Source organism: Salinarchaeum sp. IM2453, from assembly GCF_019693215.1.
Taxonomy (GTDB): Archaea; Halobacteriota; Halobacteria; order Halobacteriales; family Salinarchaeaceae; genus IM2453.
Genome location: NZ_CP081183.1, coordinates 2370945 through 2387283, shown reverse-complemented (window position 1 = coordinate 2387283; position 16339 = coordinate 2370945). Strand labels below are relative to the sequence as shown.

Genomic DNA, 16339 nt, shown 5'->3' with positions numbered 1-16339 from the left:
AGGTGTCGGGTATTCAAAGTTATACTTGACATACCGGAATACTCAAACCTCTTATCATAGTAGTATATGCAAATGTTGGCGGACGAGTGGCACCCGATTGTTAGTGACTCTACTGTTGAGTCAATGGTCTATGGCACCCCCGAGGTTATTGCTGTGGTTCTAACTTATCTTACCCACCTGGGAAGCGTTGTCTTCGTTGTACCAGCCGTTGCACTTGTGTATTTCTGGGCCCCGCAAAAGACCGTATCGTGGGTTGCAGCTATTTGTAGTTATTATGGCCTAATGGCTGGTATCAAGTCGCTCAATTCGGCAGAACGCCCGCCAGTAACAACACATGTAGATCCATCGTGGTTTCCGGGGCCACTATCTTGGTTCTACAGCCATGGGGCTGGAATAACAACGACCAGTTTCCCGAGTGGGAATGTTATGGTAGCAACGATTGTTGCGGCACTATTTGTCCTTGACATCAACGTCTGGAATAAACAAAAACGCCTGCTCGTTAGCTCATTGTTTGTTGGGATTGTTGGATACTCTCGCGTCGCATTAGGCGTTCACTACCCGGTTGATGTGATTGGTGGAATCTTGCTTGGGCTTGTTGTTTTTGGAACAATCGTTGGATTACGAGAGAAACGTGGCGTTATGGCAGCGTTTCTGTTCGCCGTCGCTGTGACATTTTTCAGTGTCTGGGTTCGTAGTAATGGGTTTGGAATCCCGGCGTGGAGTGGAATTCAAGGTTCGAACCGAGTAATTGCGGTTGGGAGTGCCGTTGGTGCTTCACTTGCTTGGCATTATGTTCGTGATCGTTCCCCGCAGCGAATTGCTGTATCTTCGCCTCGATTTACGTTTGCAGGTGCTATCCTGTTCGTCGGTCTATCATATTCTCTCCGTGAGGCGATCGGGCACCCACTAACTACGCTCATATGGGCTGGATCAGCAGCTGCAGTACTTATCATAGCCCCATACCTGCTATCTCCCGGTAAAAAATATTTTCAAGAGATGATTACGGATCAAACGTGACTCGTATACTAATCTCTCATAATATCGAACCACACACAGAGTTAATCATAACCTAACTCGCAGTCAATTGCTAAATAAATAGCATCAGGTAGTCTATACCTTGTTGTGTTCTGACTTCGCCTGTCGTCCAAGCACGTCTTCCACAGCAGTTACCTTTTCTTCTGCATCGTGATCATGTGATCGTTTGTCGTCGATTTTCACTACAGTACTGACTCGGTCCGCGTCAACTGCTTTATGTGCCGCCCCAACAGCAGCCAAGAGAGTGTCGATGTCCTCAGCTTCGATAACTGTGCCCATCGGATTCGTCTCGTATTCTACATCAAATGCATCGAGTTCTGCAATTGCATCAGCAACGTCATCAGCCATGCTTCCTTCACGAACTGGAGCAACTGAAAGGTATGCAAATACCACCATATCTTCAGATAGGAAGGTAATTAATTGAAACTATCGCCGGTAAGCAATGATTTCGCTAGTTGACGAATGCGTTTATATAGGTAGACAGCATAGTTAGATATATGATGGATCAATCATCATTACGAAAGGTTGGAGCATTGTGGGCAATTACGCATGGGATTGTCACTGCTATTGCCCCCCGCAAAACAAGTGTCAAGATGACAAAAAATATGCTCCGGAAAAACTTTGAGAACGCGGATGATCTCGAAGCAAAATCTGGATACGTCCGGCAACTCCGAGCACTAGGGATTGGTCTTGCTGCAGCTGGTATTGCGGGCCTAACAATGGAAAAAGTGGCTGAGAGCAAAGACGAAGACAGTCAGGAATAGATTGTACTCGACACAAACAGAGTATTGCCTCTTTTTTAACTTCTGTAGTTTCCAACGTGATTAACGTGTTTTCTGTTAATAGGTCGAATTTGACCATGCTATCCGGTGTGTGCTTTCTTGGCCCCTGTTTGGGATATACAGCTTCTGGGTCACATAAACCGCATTATCATCTGATTTATATACACCAATTCCCTGCGTTGTCCAGTCATCTCGGAGCATATTTTCACGATGGTCATCTGACTCCATCCACTGCTGAACGATCATCTCTGCTAGCTCTTTGTTGGCTGTATGTTGCTGGGTTCCTGAGTCCGTCTGATATCGAATCCACCACCAGTTCTGTGCAAGATTTTCGCCAGCAATACGCCAGCTTACGCCAGATTCGTTCATCCGATCGCCGACATTGTTTCCATCTGGGTCAGTGTGATTGAAATATCCTCGATTAGCCATATCAACACTGTGCTGTCTAGCAGCATCTGCAACGGTCGTGTTGTACTCAAGTGCTGATGCATTATGCTCTGCTCTAACCTCATTTACTTCATCATGAACATACTGTTCAATAGCGGCCTCATTGTATTCCTCTCCAAATAAATCGCCTTCATCGACAAATGGGACTGAGTCAGCGGTAGTTAATCCAAAATAGAAAGCGGCGAGCGTACCCCCAACAGCAACTGTAGCTACTACTAAAACTACCACAACAATAGCGATAAATTGCCGATTTCGATTAAACGGTTCGTCACTCATCAAGACGTGCGTACGGACAATTTTGGCTGAAAGAGCGAAACAGTGTTGATTTCTCACAGCCACAATCATGTATCTTCGCTGACGAGGTTGATCCCGATTCATCTTGTTACTCGTCAGGTTAAACAGAGAAATCGTACTCCGGCTTATCTCTTTCATCTATTGCGCAATAACACGTAGCTCCCAACTCCAGCGGTAAGGATAATTATCCCAGAGATTAGAAACGCCGCAAAATAGCCTTCAACCGTCGTTGCAAAAAACGTTTCAGCAATTGCTGTAATACCGACCGGCCCTAGCGTCTGACCAAGTCGCAGCATGCTAGTCCGCATCCCCATCATACCAGCTCGCAAATCATCCGAAACAAGTGTTATAATTGTCGTATCAATTGACGGCATTACCAATCCAAATCCGACACCAAACAAAAGCAACGCAACACCAATCCAAATTACCGATGGAGCAATCCAAATAAACAATAAACTTGCACCGTATGAGATAAATCCAATAGCGACTAGTTCTGGCGCTGAGCGCCATGCAGCAAAGCGGCCATATTGTGAGGAAACAACCGCACTTGCGATAGCTACGACCGCTAATACCGGACCAATCTGCTCTGTACCAAGTCCGAATTCATCGTTTAACAACAACGGCAGGCCAGTCAAGATTGTTCCGTAGAATACAAAAAATACGATAAGGATTGCTGAGAAAATTGCGACCGATTGTGGCTGAATCGCTGCTAATCTAATGCGGTTTAAATATTCTCGAACGGTCATGCTGGCTGACGTGTCTCCTTCTTCAAGCACAATCAGTGCAAAAATCCCAACGAGGATGCCCACACTGAAAAACAGGAACGGCATATTCCACCGGATTGCTGCCAGTCCGCCCCCTAAGAGTGGATAAAACGCTGCCCCTGTCCCGATCAGACTCCCATTAATGCCCATGAGTGCATCTCGTTGACTACCTGTGTACAGGTCTCCGATGAGTGTAACCGCAAGCGTAACTAGCCCACTTGCGCCAATCCCTTGTATAAACCGTAGTCCAAGGACAGCAGTGAAGCTATTGACGAACGCAATTGCTGAACCAGCAATACCAAAAATAAAAAGCAGTGGCAGTAAAACGGTCTTTCGGCCTAATCGATCAGCCACAAGGCCAACAAATGGGGTAATAAATATCCCTGGTAGTGTGTACGCCGTAAGTAGCCAGCCGACCTCTGAGTCTGTAACACCAAATGCAGGTCGAATTATTGGTAATACCGGGCTAATGAGAGAAACGCCCATCACACCCATCAAGGAGCTTGCAATGATGACATATAGCGCCCGGGATCGCCATGGAATTCGACGCCAGAGTCGTTGATCTCCATACTCATCACTCATTTCGCTCAAGTATCCACGAGTATGTTGTACAGATTGTTAGTTTCTTTGAGATAGATGGACGAGCCTACGATTCAGTGACACACTAAGCAAATATACGGAAGTTTACATGATTGACTCATACAAATAGACCGCTATCCTTAACGAGATACACCGTCGTTATTTATTTCTCGGGAGGATGGCTTTTGAATCGCCTGATCCATCTGTTTACAGAAGGCAATTATCGAAATTGCATGCCGCCGTTTACATTAATAATTTCTCCTTGAATATACTCGTTCTCTAGCAAATATCTCACAGTATGCGCAACATCTTCTGGTTTGCAAGAATACTGAGGTAGGTGCGTGTCCACGTTTTCGTGCCCTCTGAAGTCAATCTCTTCTAAATGAGTCAGTATTTGATCGTTCATACTTGTTTCAGCAGGCCCCGGGGCAACGGCATTTACTTGCAATCCTTCTCCACCGAACTCCCGAGCAAGAGCCCGCGTTAGTCCGTGTAACCCAGCCTTGCTTGCAGCATAGCTTGCATCAACAGTTCCGCCAGTTCCACCGATGGACGAAATGAACACAATATCTCCATCTGGCACAATGTGCGGAATTGCTGATCGTGTAACATAGAACGCGCCTGTAAGATTTGTTCCGATGACTCGATCCCATTGTTCGTCATCAAGATTCTGCAGTCGGGCTGGATCCGTTATACCAGCGTTGTTTATAACAGCGTCGAGCTCTCCAAACGCCTCAACAGTTGTTTCAACCATATCCTGTACTTCTGTTGAGTCAGCAACGTCGGCTTGTACGGCAATTGCTGTTCCACCGTCTGCCTCAATCTCTGTGACCACATCTTCGGCATCTGATTCTGAAACTCTGTATCCAACTGCGACATCGTGATCGTCTGCAAGTTCAATCGCAATTGCTCGACCAATCCCACGGCTTCCACCGGTGACTAGAATGCCCATACATTCCCAATTTTGTTACCGGTAGATAACAATTCCGAGAAAATCCTTGGTATGTGCGCTAAAATACTGATACTGACTACCTAAGACATTGGTAACAGGGCAGATCCATAAGAGCTGACTTTTGTAAATCAGACAATAAAACACGAATTCTAAAGAAATTTCAAGGCGGATGCCACGGGGCTTGACCCAGAGGCAGTTGACAAGTGGCCAACCCCCGGCTAAAATGTCTCTTTGTTTGGTTCTTCAGGATTAGACTGAAGTGTTCCGTACTCACTCATGGCCAGCACCATTTCACAATCTGCGCATACTCCTGTCGCACTGGAGAGAACGATATCCGGATTCTCATTAAGTCGGGTGACTGTTCGACCGCACTCCGGACATTGAGGCATGATAACATACAAGAATTGGAGCGTAATAAACACACGGATGTGAGAAATTCTTCGTCATAATACTGTTATAATACTATATTTGAGTTTCACTTGGTTGTTCAAGATGCCCAAATCTAAAATTATTCACAAAATATAGAGAATTATTGACCATATGACTGTGATGTGAATAGTTGTGTCCAGCACATTTATCCAACTATGTGAGAATCATTTCAATCTTAGTCTGAGGAATTTTGTGTTATATCAAAAGAAGACATTTGATTCTATAGCTCCTTACGTGGTGTATGTCCGGATCGGTTCGTCAGATGTTCGATCAACTTCTGGCAGATCAAAAGTCTCTCCCATTCGTAAGCCAATATCAAGGTTCTGTTGTAGAACTTGGATATCAGGCGTACCAGCAGATTCTATCAATGAACTACGCAAGACGTATCTTCCCAAGGACAATTAAAACTCCGGCAGGAAACATCAAATCGTATGAAATAGCGGGTGCTCATAGAAATGATATACTACTACAATTGCTGGCAAGTCAGGCTGGTACAGATGATGTCATTTACGATATTGGTGCATATGCAGGCGAATATGCGTTAGCTCTTACTGCTGAGTTCCCTGACCGGCATGTGGTCGCATTCGACCCTAGTATGCAGAATATGCGCCGCCATGTTGTGAATCGTAATGAGACCTGTCCAAAGGGTACTGTCGAATTGCACCTGTGCGGACTTGGAAATCAAAGTGGTTACCAGACGTTTTATCAGTCATCACATCCAAAGCAGTCTTCGTTCAGCAAAAAGGACGCAACTCGTTGGGGAGCCAACGTTACAAACACTCAGGACGTTCCAATCAAGACGATTGATTCGCTCACGGACATTCCACCTCCGGACCATATCAAGATAGATGCCGAAGGGACTGAGCTGAGTATTCTTGACGGTGCAGTGGATACGATCAATACACATAGACCGGCACTATATATTGAGCCCCACGATCTTCCTGATGAAAGTCGAAAATCTGAGATATTCCAGTGGTGTAAGAAACACAGCTATAACGCACACAGTCAAGACGATGTGCTTATGTGCGTTCCTGAATCTCAGTAGTTCCAAGCAAATATGCTATTCCCAACACATCTAGCAGCAGCGTATACCATCAGTAAGCACACATCTACAGATGCACTTGCTGTTATTACCGGAGCAGCTCTTCCTGATATACTGGATAAATCGCTTGCCGCTCAAGGGGTGACGACTCTCTATCATACATTTGGTCACTCTATTTACACTGTGATGGCTGCTATTCCATTCCTGCGCGAGTCGCAACGAGGAAGAGGCATCCTTCTTGGTTGGATGTCACACCTTCTGCTTGATGGAATACAAATGATAATTAACGGCCGGGCTAGCGATGTGCAATTCCTGTTCTGGCCATCTATTCAGCACGTCCCGGAAGTGTTTTTACCGCCGATTCGATTCAGTAAGCACTACATCGGCACGCCGGCATTTTACACGGAAATTGGAATCTGGGTAACAGCTATCTTGACATTCGTTACAAGATCTTAACTTCTCCAAGCTACGTCCCCGTCCTCATGGAGCGACCAAAGCGGGCGAGTAGGTAGGGGTAGTTCACTCTCAAATGTAGTTCAAAAATTTGTGCGCCTGTCCAAGGCTTTCTGACCAGTCGGGAAATGCATTTGCTGTCCTTCGTGCTCCGCTACTACATCTGATTAACACACTCCGGTCCTCGCTGAGTTGTCGGAGAGTATCAGCGATGTTTGCTGTGCTGTCTGGCTGAACGAGAAATCCATTTTTTCCATGATTAATGAGTTCATTTGCACCGCCATTGTTACTTGCTACCGGAACTACCCCGTATTCCATTGCTTCTAGGTAGACCATTCCAAACGGCTCATACAGAGAAGGCACACAACAAACGTGGCTCTTGCAAAGTAAGGAATGAAGTCGTTCCGCAGATACGTTTCCAAGCAGTTTTACCGAGGCACTTGTATCCATCTGTTGAATCTGTTCTTGAACTTTTCTTGTGTACGCTGGTTCTACGGTGTGATCTCCAACGATTAGAATTTCAAATGACTTGTCTGGAATTGTTTGTACTGCTTCCAACAGTGTGTTAACATTTTTTCGTGGAGTAATGTTGCCGATAAATAGAACTCGTAATGGCGTTTTATTGTCCTGTCGATCAAGCTGTATTTTCTGATGTGCTTCGTTTCTGCCTCCCGGATATACAACAATTCCTGGGTCGACTGTTGAGCAGCTATGCATCACTTGTTTGCGTGTATGATTGCTCGTTGCGATAAACGTATCAAGGGTTCGTAAAAACGTATTCTCCTGATATCGTGAGTACCGAGAAAATGTTGTCGTTGGATCACACTGTCGCAAATAATGAATTAACCCAACGATTGTGTCTGGCTCTGTCAGGTATCTATTCCAATACCAAAACAAGGGGGCACAAATCCCATCTTCAATGAGCACATCAAATGACTGGTTAAGTTCTCCAAGAGAAGCCGGCAAGCGCTTGCGCGGAACAGTCAAAGACCGTTTGTTCGGAAGTGAGTACTGTTCAACTGTATGTCCACGAGACTGTAGAAAATCGAGAAGCTTTCGATTGTATCTGTAACCACCAGAGGTAATGTCAGAACTTTCATAGGTAACAAACCCAATTCGAAGCTTCTTACTCTGCACTTCTGGCAGATAGTAATATTCAGCTCTTGAATTAGTACGGTTCATTCTCGAAAGTGTGCCATCGTTACAATCCAACTCCGGACAAAGTTAACTAAGAATACTCCAGAGACGATTAAAAACATACTACTTACTACTTGGCTTTCAGATCCTAAGAGCAGTCCTATCCAGATTGCTATTAGCACCATCGCAAAACAAATTCGGTTAAGTTGTCGATTCGTCTCATCATAAATTTTCCATCCAAAATAATTACGAATCCACAACCCAGCTACGTACAGGTATCGTGCGACTCCTACAGCAAGAAGAAGTGCTGGAGCAATTCCAGTCCAAACGACAAATATTGATCCAGTGAGTACAAGTAGCGCATCTGCCTCCGTATCAAGCCTAGCACCAATATCGGTGACAGCATCTGTCGTTCGGGCAACATATCCATCAACTAAATCTAACAAGCCAATGACAGCGAACAGCGTTGCCACAATTAATCCGGTGCTTGAACTCGGGTTACCAGCCGCGAGAATCCCGATAAAAACCCCCGTTATTCCTCCACGGATAATAGTAATCCATGAAGCTATCGTTATACGAGTTGTTTTTACCCTCTCTGGCACACGGATAGAAACAAACATTACAATACCCCACCAGATCCCAGTCCAAATACCTGCGGCTAACACTCCTTGAATACCGGAGGATAGAGTATGCTTGCTAGTAATACCAACAAACACTAGCAATCCTACAAGAACAACTATCCAAGGCAAAATGAGTCGTTTCTGAATCCCGTATTCGCTAATTGAGTAATTTCTCATACATCATAATTGATATGCTGTGACGATCATATACACGAGACAACTTTGAGTTATGTTAGCATTCAGTCTACTAAACAACACCGGTCGTTTGATTTTACTGTGCTGTCTTTTAGATAAGAACAGAATCTAATTTGACAGAGTAATTTAAGTTTACTTGGACCTATCTGATAATGTGTCATATAATGAAGGAAATACGGTCCGGGCATCTGTTGTTCAATTAGATGCATATGGCCCGTGGACGGTCACACCAGAACCTCGAAGAGAGACAGATATCCAAGCACTGCAAGCTCGGTTATACGCGGATTTTGCTGATTTCATGGGGTATCACGATGGATACGCTTTTTTCAACCGATTTGATAACATGATTGGGATTGGGAATCATGTTTCAGTTGATGAGTATAAGCGGTTTCAGGAACGAATTCGAAATCGATATCCGGTGACTGCGAGTATCGGAATTGGTGAAGATGTAACACCGGCAGGCGCAATCGACGCAGCGAGCGAAGGTATTCAGTCAACAGGAAGTGCACAGGATCTCAGTCGAAATGAGACTGTACAGCACGTTCAGAAAGGACCAGACACATTGCAGCCTAAAGCTACAATAGCTCACTTTGACATTGTGGATGTCACATCAAAATATACCGATCAGCAAAGCGAGATTGCGACGCAGTCAGCTGTCTGGGAATCGGTTAGTGTACTCAAACGAGTTCTATATGAAGAATATGATAGTGCTGCATATTTTGTTGGAGGAGACAATGTTATTGCCATCTGTCCGTCGTTGGATACCCACGCGTTTAAGTCGATACTAGAGGAGGTCCACCAACAGACCTCGATCACTTACCAAGTTGGGGTTGGAGAAGGTCAAACAGCACATGAGGCAGGTGATCGAGCAAAACATGCTCTTGAACGATGCCGAGAAAATGGAACTCGTCTATGCGAGTATGAGTCAGATGGTCAGTATGAACACTACCTGAACATGGAATCTGCAAATGATTAGCTAATGACTAAAGCACTCTACTTTACAGGCGAGCAGGAAGTGACAATCCGAAACGAACCAGAAGTAAGTCCTCAATCAAGTGAAGTAGCTGTACAGACGATATACTCCGGTATCAGTCCAGGTACAGAACTCTTGATCTACAATGATGAAGCCCCCCGAAACCTGTCTGCAGATGCATCGCTAACAACGATTAATGGTGATCTATCGTACCCGACAAAGTACGGCTATGCTGCTGTTGGAAAAGTGACCAAAACGGGGGAAGATGTTGACTCAAGTTGGGTTCAAAAACCGGTGTTTGTCTTTCATCCACATCAGACTGAGTTCTGCGTAGACGTATCATCAGCAATTCCTATCCCTAGCAGTGTTGACCTCGAAACGGCAACGATGCTACCTTCTGTGGAAACAGCTACAAACTTTTTGCTGGATTCTGAGCCAAAAATTGGAGAGAGAGCTGTCGTATTTGGCGCCGGTGTCATTGGGTTATGCACCGTTCAGTTGCTCTCTCAGTTCCCGCTTGAGTCCTTGATCGTCGTTGAACCGGTTACTCGACGACAGGAACTCGCCAGAAAGCTTGGTGCAGACGAAGCGATTCATCCAGATGCCGCTGAAACATACTTCGATGAGCGAGATAGTGCCGATGTAATTTACGAGGTATCTGGCCAACCGGCTGCATTAGACGATGCACTTGTTGCTGCTGGCTACGATAGTCGGATCGTTGTCGGATCTTGGTACGGAGAGAAGAGGCATCCAGTCGATCTGGGTCGTGACTTCCACCGAGACAGAATTTCGATCATTTCAAGCCAAGTAAGCACACTTTCCCCTGAACTTCGGGGTCGATGGACGACTGATCGACGTCTTAGTGTTGCTATGCGACAGCTTACCCACATCAATGCAAGTGAAATGATTACAGATTACGTCTCGTTCCAAGAATCTGAAAAGGCGTACAAAAGATTGAATCAAACCCCTGAATCAACACTTCAAGTGGTGCTTACATACACATGACAAGACCAGATACCGATATTGCATACCCACATCAGTTATCAGTTACTCGCAAATTTATTGCACAGCACCGGTTAATCGTTCCTAATCCCGAACCTCCAGAAGGAGAAGTACATAGTCACCGATTCACTGTTGCTGTACGATTCTTCGGGCAAACACTGAATGAGTACGGATATTTGGTAGATATTACGGCAGTCGAAGCCATCATTGATCGCTTGGAACAGAGGTATCGAGATGCACTGCTCAACAATCTTCCTGAATTCGAGGGTAAAAATCCAAGTGTCGAACGATTTGCACGTGTATTTGCTGATAAGGTAGATGAGGATCTCACTGCTGAGACCCCAGATGTAATTGAAGTTCGCATTTGGGAGGATGAGACAGCCTGGGGAAGTTATCAAAAAGAATTGACTACAGATGAACGTTGAGTATCTTAAAGCAAAGCAAACAGTTGACAGGCGATCATATCACGAGCACACTCGCAAAGAATTTCTTGCTCATTTACCCGAAAATCCAAATATTTTCGAGGCAGGAGCAGGCACTGGCGTAATGGCGCGTAGATTGGCTAATTGGCAAGTTAGCAAAGGATCATACGTTGGTGTTGATCAGTTTGAGCCTGCTATTGAATATGCCCGTGAGCAAGGAAACAAGAACAACACTGAGCCTGGTCAACCTAATCAGTTTGAGATGGAGTTTCACGCCGCCGATGCACTTGATTTTAATGCAATCAAGCAAATTGCAGATGTCCCATTTGACGCTGTTATTGCACAGCAATTCATGGATCTTGTTGACATCTCCGAAGCGATGAACGTCTTTGAACAACTCACGAAGCAAGGAGGGCTAATATACTTGCCACTGACATTTGATGGTGTTTCGATTTTTCGCCCTGGTCATCCGGCCGACATAGATATACTCAGTGCATATCACAAATCAATGGATGATAATGTGGGGCAACATAGTCAAACCGGACGCTTGCTCATCGATGAACTAACACAACGATCCGGACGGCTTCTTTCTGTTGGGGGCTCTGATGCGGTTATCCACCCTGTAGATAATTCATATTCAGGCAAGGAAAAGCAGGTCATTGATCAGATTCTTGAATATATCGAAAGAAGCGTTTCATCGGATGATGTGTCCGCTCGTGACGACTGGGTTCAAACACGTCGTGAACAACTGTCTGCTGGGGATTTAACGTATATTTCCCATCGATATGATATATTGTATGAGTCCAGCTGACTCTTTCAGCTGTGCGTTCCAATCAGAATAATGCACAAGTTCAGTCCACAAAGTATTCTCCAAGGCGGTGGGCTGCATCTGAAATTCGGTCTGTTGTTAATGCAAACCGGAACCAGTCATCGACATCATCGCCAAATGCTGTACTTGGCATACCGGCGACACCGGCACTGTCAATCATGAGTTTAGCGTTCTCCAAAGTTCCGCCGAGGTTCTCTGGATACACGCGTACATAGAACCCTCCCTCAGGCCGGACACACTGAACTCCATACTCCTCAAGAACTGAAACAAACGTGTCAACCCGCTCTCTAAGTTGATGTTTATTTGATTCAAAATACGCTTCGTCAGTTGCATTGAGTGCATGTGAAACCGCTGCTTGGCCCGGTCTATTAACTGAAACATTAATTAGCATATTTCTGGCTCTAGCTTCCTCAACAAGAGGCTCCGGTAAAATGCTATATCCAACTCGAAATCCAGTGATTGCTAATGACTTTGAAAAGGAGTTTGTTATAATCCCGTGGGAAGACTCAAATTCGAGAACGCTGGTGAATTGCCCGGAGTAATCAAACTGATGGTATACTTCATCACTGATTACAAATACGTCATTCTGCTCAGCAAGCTCAACTATTTTCTTGACAGTTTCTGCCGTGTACACTTTCCCTGTAGGATTATTTGGAGAGTTGAGTATGATCGCGGCTGTCTCTTCTGAAACTGTCTGTTGTAACTGATTGATATCAGGGGCCCCATCAGTATCCAGCGTTAGCTTCTTCAGTGTTCCACCCAGCACCGGCGTTCGCTTTTGGTAATATGGATACCCTGGGTCCGGTGCAAACACCTCACCACTAGGTGTATGATCAAGCGCTATTGACATAGCAAGATAGTTTGCCTGCCCCGCGCCATTTGTTATAATCACCCGGTCCTCCGAAACATTATGATACTTGGCAATCTGCTCGCGCAGTCTTGGGAGCCCTACACTCGGTGCATATTGAAACGTATCTGCATCTTGATCCGCATATTGCCGAATCCCCTCACGAAGTGCCTCTGGTGGCTCCCAATCCGGGTTTCCACTGACCATTCTAATAACGTCACGATCGGCCTGATTAGCATACGACATCACGTCAAAAAACAGCGGTTGATCAACTTTCATTGGACTATCGTCACACGTCCACACACCTATTTTTTCATATTCAGGGCCCAGAAGGTGTGTCTCTGAGTCATTTTCTGCCTAATATTGATACATGCACGTATAGCCAATACGTTGATATAACCACTCTACGTTGTTATTACATGTACCTCGCAGATGAAGCTTGGCCGGATATCAAGTCACAACTTGAGTCAACCTCTCTTGCATTGGTGCCGCTCGGTTCAACAGAACAACATGGTCCTCACCTTCCGGCTGGCACGGATCATCTGATTGCAGAGGCTTTTGCGCGGGAAGCAGTTTCAGAAGTTGATGCTATCTGCACCCCGACAATAACAATTGGTGTCTCTTCACACCATCGCCAGTTTTCCGGAACAATGTGGGTTGAACCGAATGTATTTCGTGATTACGTTGAAAGCTTCACGCGGAACCTTGCATACCATGGGATTGATCGAGTAATTTACGTAAATGCACATGGTGGAAACAGAGAACATCTACGAGAAGTTGGACAACGACTTCGAGACGACCGGATAATGTATGCGATTGAGTGGATGTGGAATGATAGTATTCCAGATCTTGTCGAGGAGTTCTTTGAACAGCCAGGGCCACATGGCGGGCCCAAGGAAACCTCACTCATACAGTATCTTCACGAAGAGCTAGTACATGATAATCGGATAGCATCTGCAAAAAACGACGGGCTATCAAATTTTAATCAGCAAACCGGACGAAAGTTTGGTGCACGAGTATTCTACGATGCGATCGATAACTCTAAGAATGGCGTATTTGGAGATCAAACCGATGCTTCCGCAGAAAAGGGTATGCAACTGTTCGAAGAAGCAACACAACAACTTGTTAACTTATCTGAATGGCTGATAGAGCAGGAATTTAGCTCACTAATGCCAGCTGACCCAGTTTGATGTTGTGAGCTAACATATTATTCGCCGCCTTCGGCAGCCCCTTGAGGACTGGGACGTAGTCTGCAGAAGTTGATCTTTACAGAAAATCGAGGCAAATGCCACGGGGCTTGACCCCGAGAAAGTTCACAGGCTACTCCCGTAGCTAACGAGCAACCAACGGGAGCGAGCGGGTCGGAATACAGTCGTGCGGTCTTTGAGATCTTGAACGTTTGTCGAATATCCCATCAAATGAGCAGTGATTGAGGAACTATTCAAGTACATTGCAACGCCAGAGCTTGATCCCGTTTATATTGAAAACGAAGATATGTGCAGGTCTTTATCGCACTCAAGGGAGGTCTTTTACCCGTGTAATCCTACTTATACGTGATGTCGACCGTTGAGCCAGACGAAGATGGCGAAAATCTGATTGCAGAATTGCCAACAGCAGACGGTAATGCAATGTGGGCAATATTTCGGCAGTATGTACCAGGCTATCGTGCACACTTCGCTGTTGGAGGATTCGCTAGCATTGTTGCTCGATTCATTGAATTACTGCCAGCACTCATTCTTGGCATTGCGATTGATACATTATTCCGAGGAGATGGTTCATTTCTCGCTGAGATACCGGGAATACCAGCATCTGCAATTGCGGTTTCAGAAACAGAACAATTCCTGATTGCTGCGGTAATCATCGCGTCTACGTACATCATCGCGGCGATACTAAACTGGATCAATAGCTACGCTTGGAACCATTTTGCACAGCATCTCCAGCATGAGGTACGAACCGACACATATGATGCCGTCCAAGAACTGGATATGTCCTTCTTTGATGATCATCAGACTGGTGAGATTATGTCAGTTCTCAATAACGATGTCAATCAACTAGAAGAATTCTTTACTCGTGATCTTAATTCCTTTATCCGAATCTCAATCCTCATCGTCGGTGTTGCTGGAATCACACTTTGGGTGAACTGGCAGTTTGCACTTGTCGCTCTATTATCTATCCCCGCTTTGGCAGTTGCAAGTCATCTCTTTGTACAAATTATTCAGCCAAAGTACCAAACTGTTCGTTCGACAGTCGGGAAACTAAATGCCCGGCTTGAAAATAATATCGGCGGAATTGATGTTGTCAAAGCTTATAACCAGGAGGAATATGAATCTGAGCGCGTAAATGAGGTTTCTCAGGACTATCTTAACGCGAATTGGGATGCCATTACAACTCGGATCAAGTTCTTTCCGTCACTCCGTGTTATTACCGGAATCGGATTTGCTATCACATTTTTGATTGGAGGATGGTGGGTGCTTTCAGGGCCTCCGTGGGTTTTCACAAACGAACTGTCGCTTGGGTTTTTTGTGACATTTCTACTGTACAGTCGACGGTTTCTCTGGCCAATGCGCCAGTTTGGAGAGATTATCAATGATTACGAATATGCTCGGGCTGCCAGCGAACGCGTCTTTGGGCTGACACACTATACTTCCGAAGTAGCTGACTCCTCTGATGCGACTGAACTTGAGACAGTACGAGGTGATGTCGAGTATGAGGATGTCGTGTTTCAGTACAAGGCTAATAATCAACCGGCAATTAATCACGTTTCTTTCTCCGTTTCACCTGGTGAAACTGTTGGCCTTGTTGGAGCAACAGGGGCAGGAAAGACAACACTGATGCGGCTATTGCTCCGGTTCTATCAAATTGACGATGGAAAAATACGCATTGACGGACAAGACATTTCGACGGTCACAAAGAAGAGTCTCCGATCACACATCGGCTATGTTAGCCAAGACCCCTTCCTTTTCCAAGGAACTGTCCGCGAGAATATCACATATGGCGTTTCATCTGTCTCTGATGCTAAGATTCGGAGGGCAGCACAGCAGGCTGGAGCACTATCCTTTATTGAATCACTTCAGAATGGGCTTGATACGATTGTTGGGGAGCGCGGAGTAAAGCTTTCTGGGGGCCAACGACAACGTATCGCGCTTGCGCGGGCACTCATTCAAGATCCTGAAATTTTGATTCTTGATGAAGCGACCAGCCACGTTGACAATGAAACTGAGATTATTATCAAAAACAACCTTGAGGAAGTAACAGCAAACCGAACAACATTCGTAGTTGCACACCGGCTATCAACGGTCCGGAATGCGGACCGGATATTTGTCCTTGATGAAGGACAAATAGTCGAAAGTGGAACTCATGAGGAACTGTTAGCAGAAAATGGACTTTATGCAAACCTGTGGGCAGTACAAGTTGGTAAAATCGAATCACTGCCAGAAGAATTTGTCAGTCAAACGGTGCATAGAGAAGCGACCTCATCAGAGATATAAGCAGGGGGTAGCCTAAGTATACTGTTTCATCAACCAAACCTGATTTCTG

At 45.3% G+C, this 16339-nt stretch carries 18 protein-coding genes; 10 read left to right on the top strand and 8 right to left on the bottom strand.

Annotated features, from left to right (window positions below; translation table 11 throughout):
• The first annotated feature begins 72 nt into the window (after positions 1–72).
• Complete coding sequence (locus tag K0C01_RS11360) at positions 73–1017, top strand: phosphatase PAP2 family protein (protein WP_221169812.1); 945 nt, start codon at positions 73–75, stop codon at positions 1015–1017.
• A 93-nt stretch (positions 1018–1110) separates the two neighbouring features.
• Here the strand turns inward: K0C01_RS11360 and K0C01_RS11355 are convergent, their stop codons facing one another.
• Positions 1111–1431, bottom strand: a complete 321-nt coding sequence (locus tag K0C01_RS11355; RefSeq protein ID WP_221169811.1) for an MTH1187 family thiamine-binding protein — start codon at positions 1429–1431, stop codon at positions 1111–1113.
• 101 nt (positions 1432–1532) lie between these two features.
• Between K0C01_RS11355 and K0C01_RS11350 the strand changes: the two genes are divergently transcribed.
• Complete coding sequence (locus tag K0C01_RS11350; RefSeq protein ID WP_221169810.1) at positions 1533–1799, top strand: hypothetical protein; 267 nt, start codon at positions 1533–1535, stop codon at positions 1797–1799.
• 75 nt (positions 1800–1874) lie between these two features.
• On the opposite strand, the gene K0C01_RS11345 is transcribed toward K0C01_RS11350, so the two are convergent.
• The 4 genes from K0C01_RS11345 to K0C01_RS11330 all read right to left on the bottom strand — a co-directional run bounded on the left by K0C01_RS11345 (position 1875) and on the right by K0C01_RS11330 (position 5242).
• Positions 1875–2540: a CAP domain-containing protein gene (locus tag K0C01_RS11345; RefSeq protein ID WP_221169809.1), complete on the bottom strand. Its 666-nt coding sequence runs from the start codon at positions 2538–2540 to the stop codon at positions 1875–1877.
• Between the two features lie 152 nt (positions 2541–2692).
• A complete protein-coding gene (locus tag K0C01_RS11340; protein WP_221169808.1) occupies positions 2693–3904 on the bottom strand; it encodes an MFS transporter in 1212 nt (403 codons plus the stop codon).
• Positions 3905–4121: 217 nt separating this feature from the next.
• Positions 4122–4853: an SDR family NAD(P)-dependent oxidoreductase gene (locus tag K0C01_RS11335; RefSeq protein ID WP_221169807.1), complete on the bottom strand. Its 732-nt coding sequence runs from the start codon at positions 4851–4853 to the stop codon at positions 4122–4124.
• A 218-nt stretch (positions 4854–5071) separates the two neighbouring features.
• A complete protein-coding gene (locus K0C01_RS11330) occupies positions 5072–5242 on the bottom strand; it encodes a hypothetical protein (protein WP_221169806.1) in 171 nt (56 codons plus the stop codon).
• A 281-nt stretch (positions 5243–5523) separates the two neighbouring features.
• On the opposite strand from K0C01_RS11330, the gene K0C01_RS11325 reads away from it, so the two are divergent.
• Positions 5524–6327, top strand: coding sequence for an FkbM family methyltransferase (locus K0C01_RS11325; protein ID WP_221169805.1), 804 nt, complete (start codon positions 5524–5526; stop codon positions 6325–6327).
• 12 nt (positions 6328–6339) lie between these two features.
• Positions 6340–6780: a hypothetical protein gene (locus K0C01_RS11320; protein ID WP_221169804.1), complete on the top strand. Its 441-nt coding sequence runs from the start codon at positions 6340–6342 to the stop codon at positions 6778–6780.
• A 69-nt stretch (positions 6781–6849) separates the two neighbouring features.
• Here K0C01_RS11320 and K0C01_RS11315 read toward each other — a convergent pair whose 3' ends face one another.
• Together K0C01_RS11315 and K0C01_RS11310 are read right to left on the bottom strand one after the other, a co-directional pair.
• A complete protein-coding gene (locus K0C01_RS11315; RefSeq protein WP_221169803.1) occupies positions 6850–7959 on the bottom strand; it encodes a glycosyltransferase family 4 protein in 1110 nt (369 codons plus the stop codon).
• Complete coding sequence (locus K0C01_RS11310) at positions 7956–8711, bottom strand: CDP-alcohol phosphatidyltransferase family protein (RefSeq protein WP_221169802.1); 756 nt, start codon at positions 8709–8711, stop codon at positions 7956–7958. Before K0C01_RS11310 ends, K0C01_RS11315 begins: the two co-directional genes overlap by 4 nt.
• 172 nt (positions 8712–8883) lie before the next feature.
• On the opposite strand from K0C01_RS11310, the gene K0C01_RS11305 reads away from it, so the two are divergent.
• Genes K0C01_RS11305 through K0C01_RS11290 form a run of 4 tightly spaced genes read left to right on the top strand, consistent with a single transcriptional unit; the run spans position 8884 to position 11937 of the window.
• Entirely contained in the window at positions 8884–9705 is an 822-nt protein-coding gene (locus tag K0C01_RS11305; RefSeq protein ID WP_221169801.1) for a GTP cyclohydrolase IIa, read from the top strand.
• 3 nt (positions 9706–9708) lie between these two features.
• Positions 9709–10707, top strand: a complete 999-nt coding sequence (locus K0C01_RS11300) for a zinc-dependent alcohol dehydrogenase (protein ID WP_221169800.1) — start codon at positions 9709–9711, stop codon at positions 10705–10707.
• Positions 10704–11129, top strand: a complete 426-nt coding sequence (locus K0C01_RS11295; RefSeq protein WP_221169799.1) for a 6-pyruvoyl trahydropterin synthase family protein — start codon at positions 10704–10706, stop codon at positions 11127–11129. The genes K0C01_RS11300 and K0C01_RS11295 overlap by 4 nt, the downstream gene beginning before the upstream one ends.
• On the top strand, positions 11119–11937 hold the full coding sequence (locus K0C01_RS11290; protein WP_221169798.1) for a class I SAM-dependent methyltransferase: 819 nt from the start codon (positions 11119–11121) through the stop codon (positions 11935–11937). Before K0C01_RS11295 ends, K0C01_RS11290 begins: the two co-directional genes overlap by 11 nt.
• 40 nt (positions 11938–11977) lie before the next feature.
• On the opposite strand, the gene K0C01_RS11285 is transcribed toward K0C01_RS11290, so the two are convergent.
• Positions 11978–13081, bottom strand: coding sequence for a pyridoxal phosphate-dependent aminotransferase (locus tag K0C01_RS11285; RefSeq protein ID WP_221169797.1), 1104 nt, complete (start codon positions 13079–13081; stop codon positions 11978–11980).
• Positions 13082–13221: 140 nt separating this feature from the next.
• Between K0C01_RS11285 and K0C01_RS11280 the strand changes: the two genes are divergently transcribed.
• Both K0C01_RS11280 and K0C01_RS11275 read left to right on the top strand, forming a co-directional pair.
• Positions 13222–13992 carry a creatininase family protein gene (locus K0C01_RS11280; RefSeq protein ID WP_221169796.1) on the top strand — a complete coding sequence of 257 codons (771 nt, stop codon included), beginning with the start codon at positions 13222–13224 and terminating at the stop codon, positions 13990–13992.
• Positions 13993–14358: 366 nt separating this feature from the next.
• Positions 14359–16290, top strand: coding sequence for an ABC transporter ATP-binding protein (locus K0C01_RS11275; RefSeq protein WP_221169795.1), 1932 nt, complete (start codon positions 14359–14361; stop codon positions 16288–16290).
• Positions 16291–16339 lie beyond the last annotated feature (49 nt).

Coding starts and splice junctions, on each gene's coding strand:
- K0C01_RS11330 (WP_221169806.1), bottom strand. CDS start 5,242: ATGCCTCAATGTCCGGAGTGCGGTCGAACAGTCACCCGACTTAATGAG.
- K0C01_RS11310 (WP_221169802.1), bottom strand. CDS start 8,711: ATGAGAAATTACTCAATTAGCGAATACGGGATTCAGAAACGACTCATT.
- K0C01_RS11345 (WP_221169809.1), bottom strand. CDS start 2,540: ATGAGTGACGAACCGTTTAATCGAAATCGGCAATTTATCGCTATTGTT.
- K0C01_RS11325 (WP_221169805.1), top strand. CDS start 5,524: ATGTCCGGATCGGTTCGTCAGATGTTCGATCAACTTCTGGCAGATCAA.
- K0C01_RS11350 (WP_221169810.1), top strand. CDS start 1,533: ATGATGGATCAATCATCATTACGAAAGGTTGGAGCATTGTGGGCAATT.
- K0C01_RS11280 (WP_221169796.1), top strand. CDS start 13,222: ATGTACCTCGCAGATGAAGCTTGGCCGGATATCAAGTCACAACTTGAG.
- K0C01_RS11355 (WP_221169811.1), bottom strand. CDS start 1,431: ATGGTGGTATTTGCATACCTTTCAGTTGCTCCAGTTCGTGAAGGAAGC.
- K0C01_RS11335 (WP_221169807.1), bottom strand. CDS start 4,853: ATGGGCATTCTAGTCACCGGTGGAAGCCGTGGGATTGGTCGAGCAATT.
- K0C01_RS11360 (WP_221169812.1), top strand. CDS start 73: ATGTTGGCGGACGAGTGGCACCCGATTGTTAGTGACTCTACTGTTGAG.
- K0C01_RS11285 (WP_221169797.1), bottom strand. CDS start 13,081: ATGAAAGTTGATCAACCGCTGTTTTTTGACGTGATGTCGTATGCTAAT.
- K0C01_RS11275 (WP_221169795.1), top strand. CDS start 14,359: ATGTCGACCGTTGAGCCAGACGAAGATGGCGAAAATCTGATTGCAGAA.
- K0C01_RS11315 (WP_221169803.1), bottom strand. CDS start 7,959: ATGAACCGTACTAATTCAAGAGCTGAATATTACTATCTGCCAGAAGTG.
- K0C01_RS11295 (WP_221169799.1), top strand. CDS start 10,704: ATGACAAGACCAGATACCGATATTGCATACCCACATCAGTTATCAGTT.
- K0C01_RS11300 (WP_221169800.1), top strand. CDS start 9,709: ATGACTAAAGCACTCTACTTTACAGGCGAGCAGGAAGTGACAATCCGA.
- K0C01_RS11320 (WP_221169804.1), top strand. CDS start 6,340: ATGCTATTCCCAACACATCTAGCAGCAGCGTATACCATCAGTAAGCAC.
- K0C01_RS11340 (WP_221169808.1), bottom strand. CDS start 3,904: ATGAGTGATGAGTATGGAGATCAACGACTCTGGCGTCGAATTCCATGG.
- K0C01_RS11290 (WP_221169798.1), top strand. CDS start 11,119: ATGAACGTTGAGTATCTTAAAGCAAAGCAAACAGTTGACAGGCGATCA.